The 17,716-nt window shown below is 56.0% G+C and carries 12 protein-coding genes; 7 read left to right on the top strand and 5 right to left on the bottom strand.

Annotation, left to right across the window (positions count from 1 at the left end):
* The first annotated feature begins 116 nt into the window (after positions 1-116).
* Positions 117-4,778, top strand: a complete 4,662-nt coding sequence (locus tag OLTU_RS30525; RefSeq protein WP_176737099.1) for a serine hydrolase — start codon at positions 117-119, stop codon at positions 4,776-4,778.
* On the opposite strand, the gene xdhC is transcribed toward OLTU_RS30525, so the two are convergent.
* The 3 genes from xdhC to OLTU_RS30510 are packed head-to-tail and all read right to left on the bottom strand — an operon-like array spanning position 4,765 to position 9,417.
* On the bottom strand, positions 4,765-5,589 hold the full coding sequence (gene xdhC, locus OLTU_RS30520) for a xanthine dehydrogenase accessory protein XdhC (protein WP_176737098.1): 825 nt from the start codon (positions 5,587-5,589) through the stop codon (positions 4,765-4,767). The two genes, OLTU_RS30525 and xdhC, sit on opposite strands and share 14 nt — an antisense overlap.
* Positions 5,586-7,952 (bottom strand): xanthine dehydrogenase molybdopterin binding subunit, encoded by a 2,367-nt coding sequence (locus OLTU_RS30515; RefSeq protein WP_176737097.1) that lies wholly within the window; start codon positions 7,950-7,952, stop codon positions 5,586-5,588. The genes xdhC and OLTU_RS30515 overlap by 4 nt, the downstream gene beginning before the upstream one ends.
* Complete coding sequence (locus tag OLTU_RS30510) at positions 7,933-9,417, bottom strand: xanthine dehydrogenase small subunit (RefSeq protein ID WP_176737096.1); 1,485 nt, start codon at positions 9,415-9,417, stop codon at positions 7,933-7,935. Before OLTU_RS30510 ends, OLTU_RS30515 begins: the two co-directional genes overlap by 20 nt.
* Before the next feature lie 175 nt (positions 9,418-9,592).
* On the opposite strand from OLTU_RS30510, the gene OLTU_RS30505 reads away from it, so the two are divergent.
* Complete coding sequence (locus tag OLTU_RS30505; RefSeq protein ID WP_141736489.1) at positions 9,593-10,882, top strand: NCS2 family permease; 1,290 nt, start codon at positions 9,593-9,595, stop codon at positions 10,880-10,882.
* On the opposite strand, the gene guaD is transcribed toward OLTU_RS30505, so the two are convergent.
* Positions 10,879-12,159: a guanine deaminase gene (guaD, locus tag OLTU_RS30500; RefSeq protein WP_176737095.1), complete on the bottom strand. Its 1,281-nt coding sequence runs from the start codon at positions 12,157-12,159 to the stop codon at positions 10,879-10,881. The two genes, OLTU_RS30505 and guaD, sit on opposite strands and share 4 nt — an antisense overlap.
* Positions 12,160-12,313: 154 nt before the next feature.
* Between guaD and OLTU_RS30495 the strand changes: the two genes are divergently transcribed.
* Entirely contained in the window at positions 12,314-13,030 is a 717-nt protein-coding gene (locus OLTU_RS30495; protein ID WP_141736487.1) for a Mut7-C RNAse domain-containing protein, read from the top strand.
* A gap of 15 nt (positions 13,031-13,045) precedes the next feature.
* On the opposite strand, the gene OLTU_RS30490 is transcribed toward OLTU_RS30495, so the two are convergent.
* Positions 13,046-13,492: a DUF4383 domain-containing protein gene (locus OLTU_RS30490; RefSeq protein ID WP_141736486.1), complete on the bottom strand. Its 447-nt coding sequence runs from the start codon at positions 13,490-13,492 to the stop codon at positions 13,046-13,048.
* Positions 13,493-13,646: 154 nt separating this feature from the next.
* On the opposite strand from OLTU_RS30490, the gene OLTU_RS30485 reads away from it, so the two are divergent.
* The 4 genes from OLTU_RS30485 (at position 13,647) to OLTU_RS30470 (ending at position 17,698) form a co-directional block, all read left to right on the top strand.
* The gene (locus OLTU_RS30485; RefSeq protein ID WP_141736485.1) at positions 13,647-14,471 is read left to right on the top strand and encodes a TIGR02147 family protein; all 825 of its coding nucleotides are present in this window, start codon (positions 13,647-13,649) and stop codon (positions 14,469-14,471) included.
* A 3-nt stretch (positions 14,472-14,474) separates the two neighbouring features.
* Positions 14,475-15,281 carry a DUF4423 domain-containing protein gene (locus tag OLTU_RS30480; protein WP_141736484.1) on the top strand — a complete coding sequence of 269 codons (807 nt, stop codon included), beginning with the start codon at positions 14,475-14,477 and terminating at the stop codon, positions 15,279-15,281.
* Between the two features lie 175 nt (positions 15,282-15,456).
* On the top strand, positions 15,457-15,708 hold the full coding sequence (locus OLTU_RS30475) for a hypothetical protein (protein ID WP_141736483.1): 252 nt from the start codon (positions 15,457-15,459) through the stop codon (positions 15,706-15,708).
* Between the two features lie 172 nt (positions 15,709-15,880).
* A complete protein-coding gene (locus tag OLTU_RS30470) occupies positions 15,881-17,698 on the top strand; it encodes an ATP-binding protein (RefSeq protein WP_141736482.1) in 1,818 nt (605 codons plus the stop codon).
* Positions 17,699-17,716: the final 18 nt, after the last annotated feature.

Here is a 17,716-nt window from a genome sequence, read left to right as displayed (position 1 = left end):
GAGGCGGGTCGCAGCAGGCTTTTTGTCGATGTATCCTTGAAGTTTCGATTTGTGCGAAGATGTTAGGATCAACCTACGCCCTTGTAACGGATCTGAATTCAATACCGAGGTGGTCCATGGCGGATATTCCATATTACGCAACTTTTCTGCCCCCGAACCTGAAAAAACACCTGCTGGAACGCGCCCGGCCTGTTACAGGCGTCCCGGGATTGAGGGCGATCGAGGATACGGGCGGCCTCGAGACGACCGCGGCCTTGCAGTTTCTTGCTGAGCTGCATGATGCGCTGCACGTGGAATTGAATAGGGTGCTGGAGGCCCGAGGCGCCGATCGCGCTTTTATCGATCAAAGATGCCGGGCGCTGACAACCTTCAATGCCGAGCATCAGCGGGATTACCTGGCGCCCGATTACCAGACCGTTCTGGGTCTTGAGGATGGCAACGGACGCATCGTTTTTGGCCCCAAACGCGCGGATTATGTCAAGGCGGGTGGGAATCCCATCGCTCCCTTGCCCCCCTATCTGCAGGGACCGCATGTCACGCTCTTCGGACCACCGGATACAGCGAAAATGGCGATCAATGCGGTCAATTCCTATCATCGCAGGCTGCCGAATGAACCATCCATCGTGGAGGAAATCCTGCGCGACTGCCCTCATCTCCCCAAGTGGGGCGCGGATGATGAGGACTCAAAAACGCCTCTGCACGCGGACTTGATAGCAGCCGGCGAAAACCTGAGCCGCTGCTTTGATGGAAGCCTGGCCGTGGTCGACGAAGGGAGCGGCAAACGATATGAACTGCGCAAGGACAAGCCCGCTCTTCCCATCAAAAGATTTCCCGGTCTGGCGTTGCCCTGCACCTTTCTTTTCCGCGAAGAAACCCCAGTGCCGCTTCACCTTTATGATTTTGCGCTGCACGCCTTTCATAACTGGCAAAGACCCGAGGCCCTGGTTTTCTATGTGCCGAAGCTGGAGAATGAGGAGGAGGCTGGCTATATCCACCGCATGGTGAGCGAAGCTGAGACACAACTGCAAAAAAGATTTCCATCCTATAAAAAAGGCACGATCCGTTTGATGATCGTCCTGGAAAATCCGCGAGCCATCTTTCGTACGCATGAAATCATCGATGCGCTCCATCCTTATTTTGCCGGCGCCTCACTGGGCTGGCACGATTACCTGGCCTCCACCGCGCGCCTTTTCAAGGAGGAGAGCAACTATCGCATTCCCGCCAAGACGGATCCCAACATCGTGATCCGTTATATCAAAGCCTCGCATCGCCTCCTGGCCGATGTCGTGGGCCCGCGCGGCGGCATCAAGGTGGGCGGCATGTATGGAGTTCTGCCGTCCAGTCCCGATCTCATGAGCCCTTCCTTTCAGGTGACCCTCAAGGGTTACATGAAGGATGTCGTCACTCAGCTGAAGCGCGATCTCTCCGGCTTCTGGGTGGCGCATCCCGACTTTGTGCGGATCGGTCTGGCTCTGGTTACGGCCTGGGAAAAGTATAAGGCCGGAAACACCAAGCCTTTGCAGACGCTGATTCAAGCCCTGCTTCAGGAGGATCATGCGCAGGATGTGCTGCGTTTTGTCGAGGGTCCGGATATTGAAGGCCTCGATCCGGATCATCCTCTTTATGCAAGGTCCTTGATTGTCGCCGATCTCAATGCCGACGCGCAGACCAGCAATCATCACCCGGACGAAATCCGTTATAACGTGTTCCAATGCCTTCAGTATCTGGCCGACTGGCTGTCCGGTCGCGGTTGCGTCGCGCTGCCTGCGAGTCTCGAAGGCATTCCGGTGCGGGTCATGGATGATCTCGCCACCACCGAGCGTTCCCGCTGGGAGGTCTGGCATGAGATTCGACATGGACGCTTCCCGCTTCATGATTTTTTGCGGATTGCATTTGAAGAGCTCACGTTTATCCGCAAGGATCTTTCCAACGCGCAAAAGATCGTGCAGGTGAAGTGGAACGAGGAGACCGCGAAATGGTATCCGATTGCCTTCAAACTGATGATCCGCTTTATGACCGATGCCGAGCCGGTGGAGTTTGTTAGCGAACTCCTGCTGCCTTTTACAATCGAAGAAATTCGAACGACGGATGACCCCTGGCAGGCTTTGCAGGCCCTGGAGCCGGAAATTTTGGCCTTTGATCCGACGATCGAACGGTTTATGACCTGGTTCGAATGCCTGGGACATCAGGGTTTTGCGGCCGAAATGTCCCGGGATCTGATTCCCGACCTGGCCAAGGGTGAGGCCCTGGTGCGCCGTCTCAATTTCGAAGACCTTGTTGCGGCAGCCGCCTTCCATGGTGATATCGGGCAATCCAAAAAAACCCTTGATGACATGGCCGCGCGCGAGCAGGCCGCGGTGCTTCAGGAGGAGGAAGCAATCCGCTCGGAACTTCAGAGGCTGGGACAGGAGTATAAGCGGAAATTCGGTATCAAGTTTCTGGTGTCCGCCCAGGGGAAAAGCGGGCAGGATCTTCTCGGGATCCTGCAGGAGAGAATCCATAACAGCCAGGACGTGGAGCTGGACCATGCCCGGACAGCACTTTGGGAAATCGCCCGCAAACGTTTCCTAAGCAGCCCTCTGGCCGAACGTCTGGATCTATTCCCGAGGCTCAAGAGCCGGCATAGGATTGCCGCCGCCATGATCTCACTCATGACGCCAGACTCACAGCAGGATATTGCTCTGGATACGGCGGCCGAAACCTGGTTTGAAGTGGCTTCTCTGAGCAAATCGGTGGCCTCCGCCTTTGCCCTCGAATACTTTGCGAAAAAAGGCATCAGCATTCATACGCCCGTGAATCAACTCTTCGCCACCACGGACTCGGATTTTCGTTTGCAGGGGTCCTGGGGCGATCAGGTGACCCTGGCTCATCTGATGAATCACAAGGCCTTGAATCTGCATTATGTGAATGGAGTGTCGACCACGGAAAGAATGCCGCCGATTCACGACTTTCTGCGTGGCAATGCGCTCTATGGCTATGAACCGGTGGCTGTCATCAATCCCCCGGGCACGGTGTTCAAATACTCAGGCGCCGGATTCCTCGTGCTGGAGCACCTGATTCAATCGCTGGAAGGCCGATCCATTGAGGCGATCACACGTCCTTTTCTCGATGCCCTCGGCATGCAGGAATTCAGTTTTCAGCAGGAGACCCTGCCTGGCCGAACCTATGCGAGAGGTTGCCATGATGATGGTCAGGTGATCATAGGGGGTCGTCTGATGTTTCCGGCCTTTGCCGCCGGTGCGATGGGAACCAGCGCCGCCATGGGGCGATTCCTTCGGCATCTCGGTGAAGCCTGGCACAATCTGGAAGGCTCCGGTCCCATTTCCCATGATACGGCTCCGCTGATGCTGTATGGAACCGATCAAGGCTGCCAGGATTTTATGGGCTGCAACATGGGCCTCGGCATTTTCGTGGCGGAGGCGGGTGACAATCGGCTCGCCATTCATCAGGGGGCCAACGACGGTTTCCGCTGCCTATATCTTTACTGCTTTGCCGGTCCGGATCGCGGGAAAGGTCTGGTCACACTTTGCAATGGAGAATTCTCCGGTGTTCTCTTCAACGCCGAGGTCGCGCAGGAGGCCTTGAGACTACTCGATATGCAGGGGATTGACTACGGGCTCTTCGCGCATCGCTTTGATCCCGGCCGCCTGAAGCCCGAGGAGGTTGTGAACATAGGCTATCGGGATCTGGTCTTTAAAGCCTTCATCCCGCGTTTGCCCGAGGCCATTGAGCGCAAAGGCCCTCTGTCGCCACTGGCGAATCAAAATCTTGTCACCGGGGCCCGCATAGTCAAGGTCACCAATCAGCTTTTTGGTCGCGCCGAAAACCTGATCAGTCCCTATGAACCCACCTTCGATCCGGGTCTGTTCGGCAAGGAGGGCAAGATCATGGACAGCTGGGAAACGGTCCGGCACAATCCAGCGCCTTGCGATGAGTTGATCCTGGAACTCGTGAAGCCGGGTCCCATTCGTTATGTGTCCCTCTCCACGCAGTTTCATCTTGGCAATCAGGCGGCCTTCATTCGTTTGGAAGGGCAGAGTCAAGGAACATGGCACGAAATTTTGCCGAAGGTTGCCATGGAAGGTCATGCCCTTCTGCTTGTTGACCGCGGCACCGATGCGCGCGTTTATTCCAGCATTCGCGTTCAAAACTTCCCGGATGGCGGCTTCAGCCGTCTGGGCCTTTACAGCGATCTTCCGGAGGCGGAGCGTTCGCGCTACAGGCCGCTCGACTCAGTGCAATGCGTGCGCTTTCCGGAAACCATTCCCCAAACCCGTAAACCCATGAGTCTGCCGTATCAGGCGGGCGAGGCGGATATCGAAAGAAATCGCGCCCGTCTGCGGGCGGGCGATCTGGTGAACGTGGCTTCGGCCGCTCTGGGCGCCAGGGTTTTACGCGCCTCGAATGAACACTACGGACCGGCGATTCAGGTGATTTCACCGTATCGGCCGCTGAATATGTTCGATGGTCTGGAGTCCGCCCGTAGCCGTGAGCCGGGGCATCATGAGGAAATTGTCATTCAACTGGCCAGGCCAGGTCGTCTGGAAAAGCTCGTTATGGATTTCACTTACTTCGTCAACAACAACCCGCTGGAACTTTCCGTGCAGGGTCAAAGGGGAGAGGAATGGGTGGAACTCGTGCCACGAACCTGGGTGAAAGGCTTTGCCGGCAGTCAGAAAGCCTTTACGGTGCAGAATACTGGAACATTTGAAGTGCTGCGGGTGCAAACCTTCCCTGATGGTGGTTTGAATCGTCTGCTGGCCTTCAGTCGCTGGTGAGTGGTCCAGCCGTGCGGCTGATCGTGGTTCCCGGCGCTGCACGGGCCATGAGCAGCTGGGCGGCAATGCCGATCGCAATTTCCTCGGGCCGCCTTGAGCTCACGTCCAGTCCGATGGGAGAGTGCAGTTTTTGAATCTGTTCCGGGTTGAGACCAGCCCGGGCCAGATCCGCTTTCATCCGGCGGGCTTTCACCTTGCTGCCGATGGATCCCACAAAGGAAAGATCGTCCCGGGCCAGGAGAACCTTGAGCACCGGCAGATCCGTGCCGTGTCCCATGGTGATGACGGCACAAAAACTTCCCGGCGGAATATCTGCTGCAAAGGTCGCCATATCATCGACCACCAGTTTTCTGAAATGCGGAGCCTCCGGCAGACGTTCAATCCATTCCTTGCGGGTATCGATACAGGTCAGGCGACAGTTCAAAGGCAACAGTGTCCGGCACAGGGCCTGCGACACATGTCCGGCGCCGATGACGAAAACATTCCAGCCGGTGACTCCAAAAACCTCGAATAATAAAGTCGCCCGACCGCCGCAGGACATGCCAACGTCCTTCTGCAAGTCCCAATCCTGCAGGACCGGTTGAACGGGACAGGGTGGATTTTGCAGCATGCGGAAGGCTTCCTGAATGGCCTTGTTTTCCAGCTTGCCGCCACCCACGGTGCCTTCGCACAAACCGTCCGCTGTGATCAAGGCCTTGGCCCCTGGTTCCTGAGGCGCATGACCCATGCTGGAAAGCAGCGTGCAGACCACAAAGGCCTCGCCCTGCTCGCTGAGTTCATGCATCCGTCGAAAGACCTTGAGCGCATTCACCTGGCCTTCTCCCATTTTGCAAAGGTATCGGGATAAAGGGCCCGCAGGATGCGCTCCCGGCTGGCAGGAATCGGCAGCGACGAAACCTTGATCGCATTCATGATCGCCGTCCACACGGAAAAGCTCAGCAGCAGCGGGGGTTCCCCCACGGCCTTGCCACGATGCAGCGTGCGGGGATTGTCAGTTTCCAAAAGTTCCGCACGGAAATCGCGCGGAATATCATGAACGGACGGAATCTTATAGGTGCTCGGGGCATGGGTCAAAAGTCGGCCCTGACCATCATAAACGAGCTGCTCCGATGTCACCCAGCCCAGACCCTGAACGAAGGCGCCACGAATCTGGCCCATCTCCAGGTCGTAGTTGATGGGGCGACCGAGATCCATGAGAATGTCGGATCGCAGGACCTTCACTTCTCCTGTGAATCGATTCACGATGACTTCACTGCAGGCCGTGCCCTGGCTGTAATAGAGAAAGGCATTGCCCTGGCCCGTGACCTTGTTGAAATCCAGACCGTCCACTTTGTAAAAGCCATATTCACTCAACGAAACCCTATTAAAATAGGCTTCCCGGATGACATCCACAAGGCTGAGGAAACGCTCAGGATGGCCCGCGGCATAAACCCGTCCTCCTTCAAACACCACAGGATAGGCCAGGGGTTTATCCCAAACCATATCCGCCTGCGTTCCTGGTCCGATCGTGCGCGTGGGCCAGAGTTCAGGATCCAAATCAATCAGGGCTGCGAAAACCTTGCTGAGGCGTTCCTTCAGCGGCCGGCAGGCCACCAGGGCCGCGGAGCCATTCAAATCGGTTCCACTCGAAGCGGCGGTCGCGGAGGTGTTCGCGTTCTTATCCGTTTGCGTGGGCATGACCCGCACCTGGTCCGGATCAACCCCAAATTCGGCGGCCACAAGACTGCCAATCTTGGTTTGAACCCCTTGTCCCATCTCAACGGCACCCGTGGATACCTGAAACGTTCCATCCTGGTGGAGAATAACGAGAGCATTTCCCTGATTGAGAAAGCGGGTGATAAAGGAAATGCCAAACTTCACCGCTGTCATGGAGATGCCACGCAACCAGGGGGATTTGGGATCTGCTGATTCGAGCAACTGCTGCCGCCGGGCCTTGTATTCACAGCGTTCCGCCAGGGTTTCGAAGAGAACCGGCAGCGCGTCGCCTTCCACCACCTGACCGTAGGGTGTGGTGTTCCGATGAGGATGCCGATAGACATTCCTGAGCCGGACATCATAAGGATCGAGACGCAGATGATGTGCGATGGCTTCGATGGCCTGTTCGATCAGCGCCACACCCTTGGGTCCACCAAAACCCCGGAACGCGGTGTGCGGATGAATATGGGTGCGGCAAACTTGGCCACGGATGCGAACGGCAGGCAGAAAATAGGCATTGTCCACATGCGTGAGGGCCCGTTCCATGATCGCCGTCGAAAGATCCGCACAGGCGCCACCATCGGAATAAAGGAGCGCATCCAATGCCACGATTTCGCCATCATCGCGAAAGGCGATATCGTAATGCACCTGAAAGGGATTGCGCTTGCCGGTGATCATCATATCCGTGTCCTTGTCGAGGACAAGACGGGCTGGTCTTTGGCAGACTTTGGCAACCATGGCGGCAAAAACTGCGAAGAGTGCCGCCTGAGTTTCCTTTCCGCCGAAGCCGCCTCCCAGCCGTTTCACAGTACAGACAACATCCTTTTGCGGCAGCCCAAGGGCTTCGGCCACCAGATGCTGCACCTCGGTCGGATGCTGCGTCGAGGAATGAATTTCCAGAATCCCACCATCCCGCGGATAGGCAATGGCCGCCTGATTTTCCAGATAAAAATGATCCGCTCCATCGATAGGAACGCGTCCCTGCAAACGATGCGGTGCTGTCTCCAGACCCTTCTGCCAGTCGCCGCGGGCAATGGTTCGCTCCACGCCAATGAAACTCTGCTGGGCCACCGCCTCTTCGATGGAAAGGATCGCGGGAAGAACCTCATACTCTATCCGAATGGCTTTCAGGGCCGCGCTAAGGATGGCAGGATCCTCGGCCGCCACCACCAGGACGACCTCACCAACGAAGTGGACGACATCCTGGGCGAGGAAACATTGATCCTGAAAGATGCTGCCCCAGGTGTTGTGAGCCAGCGCCTTGTAATCAAAAATCCAGAGCCGGTCAGCCCATTTCTGCACGCGGCTAACGTCAATCGAGAGTATTCGCGCATGCGCATGCGGGCTCCAGATGAGACCCACGGTCAGTTCCCGGGCTTCACGCGGACGGTCATCCACATATTCCGCCGTGCCCTGGACATGCCCGCGGGCGGATTCATGAGCTGCTCCGTGAGTGCCTTTAAGAATGGAAGGCTGCATGCTGGACCTCCCGGCTTTGCATGATTTCATCGCAGTACTGCTGAAAGAACCCCTGGACCAGAATCCGTCGATAGGCTGAGCTGCCGCGCAGATCGGAAAGCGGTGTGATGTCCTCCTGCAGCATGGCCTGTGCGGTCTCCACCAGGTCGTGGTCCAGAATTTTATCCTTCAGGAAGGCCTCCACTCTCGTCATGCGCAGGGGAATGGCGGCCACGCCACCCAACGCCAGGCGGGCAGCCTGGATCACAAGGCGGCCATCCTTCCGATTGGGTTTCAGATCAAAAAGGAAAGCGGCCCCCACCGAAGAAATGTCCAGGTCCTTGCGGGTCGCGGCCTTGTAGAGGCGCAAATATTCCGATTTCTGCGGCGCCCGGAAGGATACCGAACTGATCCATTCCCCGGGTTTGAGCGCCAGCTTGCGGTAACCCTGAAAGAGTTCCGTCATGGGAAGCTCACGTTTTCCCGTTTTTTTCGCGATGGCGACGCGTGCGTCGGCGACCAGAAGAAAGGGCAGGGTATCACCGATCGGCGAGGCATTTGCAATATTGCCCACCAGGGTGCCCGAGTTTTTGATCTGGGGTGATGCGAAGACATCGAGCAGCGTGCTGAATTCCGGAATGCCTTTGGCACAACGGCGGCGAACCTCCTCAAGGCTCACCTTCGCACCAAAGTGATAGACCGATCCTTTTTGCGTGGACTGATAAAGTTCCGGGATCAGATGCAGACTGATGATATCCCCGAGCTCCCGCTTGCCTTTGTTCAGTTGAACACCAAGGTCGGTGCCCGAGGCCAAAAGACTGGCTTCGGGATATTTTTTCAAGAGCGTGCTGACATCGCTAAGACGCACCGGAGCCAGAATCCTGCCTTGCGGTGCCGTAATGTCGATCGCCTGGCTCTGGGTTTCCTTGAGGGCTTTGATGAGCGGTGTTGTCACAAAACGCTCGCCCAAGGCCGGGACGGTTTCGGGATCAATGCTGAGCGCAGCTTCCACGATGGGGGTGTAACCCGTGCAGCGGCAGAGGTTTCCCGTCAGATGATTTTTCACCGTCTGCACATCGGGCTTCTCCTTGCATTTTTCAAAGAGCCCGCAAAGGGCCATCACAAAACCCGGCGTGCAGTAGCCGCACTGGCTTCCGTGTTTTTGCACCATGGCCTCCTGGATCGGCGACAGGGAACTGTCATGGCGCAAAGCCTCGACGGATACAAGGTGGGCCCCGTCCACCTGAGCCAGCATCGTGATGCAGGCATTGATGGGTTCAAAGCGCAGCTCGCGACTGCGACCCGTGCCGGGAACCGCTCGCAGAACGGTGCAGGCGCCGCAATCCCCTTCCGCGCAGACGATTTTGGTTCCGGTCAGGTAAAGACGTTTGCGCAGCCAGTCAGCCAGCATCATGGAAGCGTCGGAGCCTGTCACCTCGTGGATGGCCCCATTCAATGCAAAGCGGAGAAAAGATCGTGTCGACATAGGCATGCCCTTGCTGGCTCAATGATCGTGGGAGTCGCTTCAAGCGAGGCTACAGGATGCCGAATCGAAGGTCAACCCGGACGGGGCCCTGTTTGGATTTGCAGAGTCCGCAGTGCTGTGCAATTGTTTGGGGCTGTTGGAAATGGAAGGATGCCCTCAGACGAACGAGAGTCATATGCATAACGTGCCGCGCCCCAGTTCAGCTTCTTCGCTTCAGGCCGATATTATCGGCGGTTCAACGACGTTTTTAACCATGGCTTATATCGTTGTGGTGAACCCATCCATCCTGGCAACCGAGGGAACCGGCCTGCCGTTTGCCGGAGTCATGACCGCCACGATCCTGCTGGCCGCGAGCATGAGTATTTTTATGGGGCTCTATGCCAAACTACCCTTTGGCGTGGCCCCCGGCATGGGATTGAATGCCTTCCTGACTTTCAGCGTGATTTTGGGTCATCAGATCCCCTGGCCCATCGCCATGGGGCTGGTGTTCTGGGCCGGCCTCTTATTCATGGTGCTCAGCATCCTTCCGGTTCGCATGCTCATCATTCGATCGATTCCGGAGCATCTGCGGGCGGCCGCGGCCATGGGGATTGGGCTGTTTCTGGCGTTTATTGGCCTTAAAAATGCCGGCCTGGTGGTGGCGGATCCGGCCACATTCGTGAAATTTGGAGCCTGGACCTCATCCAGCATGCTGGCGGTTTTCGGGCTTTTTGTCATGTCCGTTCTCCTGCAACGCGGACTGGCGATCGCCTTTCTGCTCGGCATTTTCCTGGTGACAGGTCTGGGTTATCTTTTCGGTCTGGTTTCATTTCCTCAGCAGCTGATCAGTACGCCCGATTTTTCCAGCACGATCCTGCAGCTTGATATCTGGGGTTCCTTGCGTCTTGAATATCTGGCCGTGATCTTCGCCATTATGATGACCGACCTTTTCGATTCCCTCTCGACCCTGTCCGGAGTTTCCCAGGCCTCGGGTCTGGTGGATGAAAACGGTCAGCCCAAGAATCTGCGTCGCGGTCTTTTCGTGGATGCCTGTGCCACGGCGCTGGCCGGTCTCTTGGGAAGTTCAGCGGGCACAGCCTTTATCGAAAGCGCCGCCGGCATTGAAGCTGGCGGACGCAACGGTCGCGCAGCCGTGGTCACCGGCCTTTTATTCCTGCCCTGTTTGTTCCTGGCGCCGCTCGCGGCCACGGTTCCTGGCTATGCGACGGCCCCGGTTTTGATTCTGGTGGGAGCGATGATGATCAAGGGCGCGGCTCAGGTTTTCCAGGCCCAACGTTATGAGGACATGATTCCGAGCTTTCTAACGCTGGCTCTCATTCCTTTGACCTTTTCGATTACGCAGGGTCTTTTGTGGGGCATGATCAGTCATGTCGTTCTTTACGCTACGGCCGGGCGTTTCCGTGAGCTGTCCATTACCACCTGGGTGATGGCGGGACTGTCCGCTCTTTTACTCTGGCTGCATTAAGAGGACCGCAGCTGTTTGCCGTTGACCCAGACGGATTCCACGCAGCGGTCATCGGCCAAGTGAATCAGCGCCGCAAGGACTTCCGCAGCGCTGCTCGCACTTTTCACGCGTCTTTCAAGCAGAGGCCGCGCCCGGATATTGATAACTTGAAAATCCGCCTGGTAGCCCACCTCGAGCGAACCCACATCCGTCAGGCCCAGAGCCTGGGCCGCCTTCCAGGTGGCCGCAGCGAGCAGATCCACCGGCTGCAAAGGGGTACCGCGCAGGGCTGCAACCTTATAGGCTTCATTCATCGTCTGCCAAAGGGAAAAGCTGGTGCCGGCGCCAACGTCGGTGCCAAGAACGATCGGAACGCCATGCTCCTCCATTTTTCTCCAGGCGAAAAGTCCGCTTCCGAGAAAGAGGTTGGACGTCGGACAGTGGCTGATGATGGTTTGGGTTTGAGCCAGCCTTTGCATGGCATCCTCTTCCACATGAATGCCGTGAGCCAGGATCGTGCGCGGACCAAGCAGCTGGAAGGATTCATAGACCTCGAGGTAATCGCGAGCCTCAGGAAAAAGCTCCTTGATCCAGAGCAGCTCGCCAACATTTTCTGCATAATGAGTCTGGATATAGGTGTCAGGATACTCTGCGTGCAGCTCACCGAGAGCATGCATCAGGTCCGGCGTGCAGGACGGTGCAAAACGCGGTGTCAGAGCCAGCGCCAATCTTTGATCAAAGCCATGCCAGCGCTGGAGCAGGGCTTTCTGCTGACTGATATCATCCGCGAGCGGCACCAGAAGAGGCGCCGGAGCATGACGGTTCATGCTGGTCTTGCCGATGATGCCGCGCAGTCCCCTTTGAGCAAAGACTTCAAACAAAAGATCCGTCACATCATGATTGGAACTGCTGTAAACACAGGCCAGCGTGGTGCCATTGGCCAAGAGTTCATCCACAAACTGATGCGCGGCCTTCAGCATCAAATCCGAGCGGCCGCGAAAGCCCATTTCCGTGGGAAAGGTGTATTTTTCCAGCCAGGGGAGAAGCGAGGGTGCCATGGCGCCAATCATATCCATCTGCGGAAAATGGATATGGGTGTCGAGAAAACCAGGAACCAGCAGCCTGTCCTTATAGTCGATGACCGGGGCTTTGGGATGCTGCTTTTGCAAATCTGCGAGCGAGCCTTTGGCTTCAATTCGGCCATGATCATCAATCAGCAGTGTGGTCTCGGGGCTATGTTCCAATTGCACAGGACTTTTGGGAAGACAGTGCAGGAGAGTTCCAGTCACAAGCTGCATAGGGTACCGCATGAATGATGTCGATGCAGAATCTGCTCAACGTGTTGGTTTTCCGCGAACGCGTCATCGGCTATTATCGCGGCTGAGGACAGGACAGGTCAAGGCTTACCTGACCTCGAGCGGATGAGCAAAGGCCGCAGAGAGAGGGGCAAGGATGAAGCCGATAGCGGTAACAATTCGTTTCCACGAGGAATTGAATGACTTTCTCCCACGGCATGAGCCCGGCCAGGCGATCGCTGTCACCTGGCATGGCCGGCGCACGGTCAAGGATTTGATTGAATCCCTCGGGGTTCCCCACGTCGAAATTGATATCATTCAGATTCATGGGACGACGGTTGGTCTGGATTATCTCGTGCGCGATCAGGATGACATTGATGTTCATCCTGGTTTTCACATCACGCGACCCCCGCGTTTTGTGATTGACGACAATGTGGCAAAGCTCGTGCCGCTGCTACGGATGCTGGGGTTTGATACCCTGTATGCGCAAGGCGCCACCGACTCGTGGATTGCCACCATTTCCAAACAGGAGGGCCGCACCATCGTCTCACGCGACAAGGGCCTGCTCAAGCGTAAGGAAGTTCATTCGGGTCTTTATGTTCGTTCCACGCGGCCGCCGGAGCAGCTGCGTGAAGTGGTGGAGCGCCTTCAGCTTCGTGAGTTTTGTCAGCCCTTCACCCGATGCTTAAGCTGCAATGGAATTTTGCTATCGCTCGACGCTGATGAGGCTGCCGTGAACCCGCAGATCCCGCCAGGGGTGAGAACCTGGACGAACGAGTTTTTTCAATGCAACGGCTGCCACAAGGTCTTCTGGAAAGGCAGCCATCATCAAAGCATGGAAAGACTGGTTCACCAAATTCTCCGTCACCCCTGAAGCCATGGACCATGTTTAGCCGTGAACCGTGGGCGTGCGTCCCCCATGGATCGTATCGGTGCCCGTTCGATGGGCCCACCCAAAGTAAGCGGCAACTGCGGCGGTCAAGGCATGCAGCCAGACATCGTGTCCAAACAGAGGAACAAGTCCGCCGAGCCGATTGAGTCCGGGGATCAGACCCATGACGGCCAGAAGCCCGTAAATAATCGCGATCGATTTCGCATAGCCCCGGGCTCCTGTTGGGGAACGATAGGCCAGAATACCCCAAGCACCGATGGCGAGATGCACAATGTTATGAAGGACGTTGATGGGGAAAAGTCCGAAAAGATACCCATACGCCCCATCAACAGCAAGGTCAGGTGCGTGTGTCGGGGGCATGGTCCGGAAGGCGGGAAAGAAACCGAGTACACCGACAGCCAAAAAAATGATCCCTACAATAAGTGCAAAATTTTTCGTCTGCATAGGAAATCCCTTTCTCTGCGAGTGAAAAACCATAGGGGTCTATTCCAGTTTTGTGCCAGGTCTGGCATGCGTCATTATTTCCCAGGCACTTTCCCTCAAGTTTTTCGCCGCGACACTGTATAGTGCGCTGTCGCCTTTGAGCCGAGGAAAAACCATGAAAATTCACGAGTACACGAATCATCGAAGCCTTATTCGGGACCTCATTCAGGCCAACAAAAAGGCCGGGCATGACATCACCAGCCGGAAAGTGGCTGAAGCGGCCGGAGTTACCGGGTCCTTCCTCTCTCAGGCTTTGAGTGAGAAGCAGGAATTCAGCAATGATCAGGTCTTTGCCATCTGCCGTTATTTCGATCTGAGCCAGGAGGAGGCGGAATATGCCGTCCTCTTGAACGAATACGCCCGCTCGCAGTCCAAAAAACGCAAGCAGGAGCTTTACCGGCAGATCGAGGAGGCCCAGCACGACCATCTGCGCTTTGTGGAGTACGTACACTTCGACAAGATTGATCGGGCCAGTTCCCCGGTGGATGACTATCTCTGCGACACCTATGCGCCGGTGGTGGACTCCTATATGGAAGAGGATCGTTTTCTGAAAAACCCGGAGGCTTTGCGCAAAAAGCTTGGCCTCTCCCCCGAGCAGTTTGATCAGGCCCTTGATCTCAACGTGAAAGCCAATATCCTGGGGACTGATGACAAGGGTTATCACCGCAAACACGGTGAGCTGATGGTTTACAAGATCAATCTCGCCGCCAAATACAACGCCATCCTTTCCCGTCTCAAGACCGTGGAGAAGATTTATAAAGGCGATGAGTCCGACTTCGTTGGAACCCTGATTTTTTGCGCCAATGATGAGTTTGTGACCCGGATCAAGGCTGAGATCCTCACCGAACACAATGAACTGAAAAACCGGTATCAGAGCGAACCTGAGAAGGACGATCTGCTCTTTGTGAATCTTGACCTTTTTTGTTTTGACGAGTTGTGAATCATGGACGCATCCCTCCCGCAAAAGAATTATCGTACGATCATCCGCGAACTGGTGGAGGCCCGTGCGGCCAGGAAGGACGGCATGTCCTTTACGAAGCTGGCCAATGTTTGCCGGATGCAGCGCAGCTATCTGTCCCAGGTGATGAATCTGCGCAACCACTTCAGCAATGACCAGCTCTACGCAGTGTGTGAAGCGCTCGGTCTGCCCAAATCCCAGCGCGATTTTCTGATGCTGCTCAGCGAATGCGAACGCTGTAAAAATCCGGAACGCAGGGAATTTCTGCAACAAAAGATCCGGAGCATCCAGGATGCGGAGACTCAGATCATCAGCAGCCTGTCCGAGGCGGAACGCGATGCCCTGGATGATTATTTCTGTGATCCGATGGCCGAGGTGGTCCTGAACTTTTTCCGTCTGGACCATTACGCCCGCCATCCCGAAGAGGTTCGTGAGGTCCTGGGTATCACGGCCCGGCGCTGGCAGATCGTGATGAAGACGCTGCGTGATTGCCAGTTCATCGTGGAGGGGCAGGATCGGATTTTGACTCCCAAAGGGTTTCCCGTGCCCGAGGCCGGGAGTCCTGCAGATCGCATCCGTCATATCATGGCTCGCATGCGGGTCGCCCAGCAGAAGCTGAAGCAGCGCTACATCGATGACTTTCTCTACAATCTTTGGTACACGACCTCGCACGATGCCAAGAAGCAGATCAAGATCAATCAGCTGCATCTTTTCAAGCGCATCTATGAGGAATCGCGGGCGACAAGGCAGGAGAAAATCTATCAGTTGACCCTGGATGTGTTGTCGTTTTAAGTCTTACGCCGAAAATGAATGCGAGCGCCGGGAGCCAAGCCCCCATGCATTTTGAACAAATACCTGCTTCCAAAACCGCATGAATATTTCGCCCTCTTTGGTCGATGCCTCCTCCGTTCGTTAACCAGTCACCTGACTGGTCCTTAACTGTGATTTTGCGAAGGAGTCATCACGAATGAAGCTATCGATCCTCGCGGCAACGTCCTGCATTTTTTTAGTGGCGCAGGCCTTTGCCGAACCAAAACCCAAGGTGTCCATCTGTCACTTGGATGACGAAGAGGGCACCTGGGTTACCCTATCGATTTCAGAAAACGGGGCGGAGGCCCACTTGAGAAATCATGATGATGGAGCACCTGAAGGGGTTACGGCTCAGTCGGGAACGCAGCTCGATGCCAACTGTGCTGTGGCAGCTGAACAGCCACAATAATCTGGAGGAATAGCGAAAGACGGGGAGGCTGCTGGCGGAAGCTGGCAGCCTCTTTGTGTATGTGTTTTTGGTCAATTTCACAAAGAATCGCTTCCACTTGCCATTCGCCCCCCAATAAGTTTATGGTCACCTCATCCACAGAGAGCTCCCTATCCCGGAAAGGAAGATCATCGTGTATCGGATCAATAGGCCTTATTCGCTGAGCTGGCATTTGGTAGCTCTCGTTCTGGCAGCGATGATCCCATCCTTTATTTTTTCTGCGTTGATGGTCAACTGGCTTGGGATGCTGGAACGTCAGGCCACGGAACGGCATCTGCGTCGGGAGGCTCAAAAGCTCATGGTGTCCGTGGATCAGGAATTCACGACGGCCATTCGCACTCTCCAGGCCCTCTCGGCCTCCCGATATCTTGAATATCGAAATCTCAAGGCCTTTCATGAGGACCTGCAGCACATTCAGAAAACCCAGCCTTCCTGGGAAACAATTCTCTTGCATGATGCGAAAGGCCAGATTCTCCTGAGTGCGGCGCGCACTTTCGGTAATAAGCTCATCGCCTCGGTGGAGACGGAAAGTCTGCAGGAGGTCATCAGCACCGGAAAGCCGGTGATTGGTCATGTGGTTCAAGCTCCGCCGGAAGGCCGCTTCGCAAATCGTTATGTTTTTGCTGTTCGCATTCCGGTCCTGGTCTCTGAACGGGTCGTCTATGTGCTGTCGGCAGTCATCTCGGTCGATCGCATCCAGATGTTTGTCAGCGATTCCATACCGGACGAGTGGACCCGAACGGTTATTGACCCGAATGGCAGGGTGGTCGCACGTTCCCGCAGTCCTGAAACCTTCGTCGGCAAGTACGGCACGCCATCCTATATCAATACCATTCGGGCCAAGTATGAAGGTCTGATCCGCGAAACCACTCTCGAAGGGAAGGCCGTATACATTGCCTTCGATCGTTCTCCTGTTTCCGGCTGGACGTCATCGATTGCGGTACCTGTCGAAGCTCTGGAGGATTCGGCCCGTCATTCCATGCGGCTGGTGATCACCATCGAAAGTCTGCTTCTGCTTATCTTCGGGGGTCTGGCCGTCTTTTATTCACGGCGTCTGGCTCATCGAATTCGATCGGCGGCGACCGGAGCGATGGCTTTGGCGGAAGGCAAGGTTCCCATGGTGGAAAAATCGGTGGTCACCGAAGTGGAGCAGTTGCGGACGGCTCTCGTGACCGTTGCGGATCTTCTGCGGGAGCGGGAGCGGGAACGCAACGAGCATCTGCAGCAGGCCCAGGCTGCCCGCGCGGAAGCGGAACAGGCGAACCGGGCCAAGAGTGAATTCCTGGCCAACATGAGCCATGAGCTGCGCACCCCGTTGGGTGTGGTTCTGGGTTTCTCGGAGCTTTTGACGGTCGATAATATTGCGCCGGAAGAGAAGGCGGAGAATCTGCAAATCATTCAGCGCAATGGGCAGCATCTTTTGCGTCTGATCGACGACATCCTCGATCTTTCAAAGGTTGAGGCCAGACGTTTGAGCATTGAGCTTCAGGATTTTTCTCTTCCGGATTTGCTGTCCGGGGTGATGGCGGATTTGAAACCACAGGCCGTCGCGAAGGGTATCGATCTTCTCCTGACGTCATCCGGAAAGATTCCGGAGATGATTCATAGCGATCCCATTCGCCTCCGGCAGATCATCTCCAACATCGTCGGCAATGCCATCAAATTCACTCAGAAGGGCCAGGTGGCTCTGACCGTTCAATCGGATGAACCCTTCCTTATCCTCACCATTCGTGACACGGGCATTGGCCTGACGAGTGAACAGCAAAAGCGCCTTTTCCAACCCTTCATGCAGGCTGACAGCAGCCACACCCGCAAATATGGAGGCACCGGCCTCGGTCTGGCTCTCTGCAAGCGTCTGGCGGAACTCCTGGGTGGTGATATCCACCTGCTCGCCAGCAAGCCCGGCGAGGGGTCGACGTTTCAGGTTCGGGTGAAGTACGTCCGGCCGTAATGCCTTGAAATGATTTAA

Origin of the sequence: Oligoflexus tunisiensis, from assembly GCF_001748245.1 — a bacterium.
Lineage (GTDB): Bacteria > Bdellovibrionota_B > Oligoflexia > Oligoflexales > Oligoflexaceae > Oligoflexus > Oligoflexus tunisiensis.
This window is presented reverse-complemented; position numbering and strand designations above follow the sequence as displayed.

Coding starts and splice junctions, on each gene's coding strand:
- guaD (WP_176737095.1), bottom strand. CDS start 12,159: ATGCAGCTTGTGACTGGAACTCTCCTGCACTGTCTTCCCAAAAGTCCT.
- OLTU_RS30495 (WP_141736487.1), top strand. CDS start 12,314: ATGAAGCCGATAGCGGTAACAATTCGTTTCCACGAGGAATTGAATGAC.
- OLTU_RS30525 (WP_176737099.1), top strand. CDS start 117: ATGGCGGATATTCCATATTACGCAACTTTTCTGCCCCCGAACCTGAAA.
- OLTU_RS30475 (WP_141736483.1), top strand. CDS start 15,457: ATGAAGCTATCGATCCTCGCGGCAACGTCCTGCATTTTTTTAGTGGCG.
- OLTU_RS30490 (WP_141736486.1), bottom strand. CDS start 13,492: ATGCAGACGAAAAATTTTGCACTTATTGTAGGGATCATTTTTTTGGCT.
- OLTU_RS30485 (WP_141736485.1), top strand. CDS start 13,647: ATGAAAATTCACGAGTACACGAATCATCGAAGCCTTATTCGGGACCTC.
- OLTU_RS30515 (WP_176737097.1), bottom strand. CDS start 7,952: ATGCAGCCTTCCATTCTTAAAGGCACTCACGGAGCAGCTCATGAATCC.
- OLTU_RS30480 (WP_141736484.1), top strand. CDS start 14,475: ATGGACGCATCCCTCCCGCAAAAGAATTATCGTACGATCATCCGCGAA.
- OLTU_RS30510 (WP_176737096.1), bottom strand. CDS start 9,417: ATGTCGACACGATCTTTTCTCCGCTTTGCATTGAATGGGGCCATCCAC.
- OLTU_RS30505 (WP_141736489.1), top strand. CDS start 9,593: ATGCATAACGTGCCGCGCCCCAGTTCAGCTTCTTCGCTTCAGGCCGAT.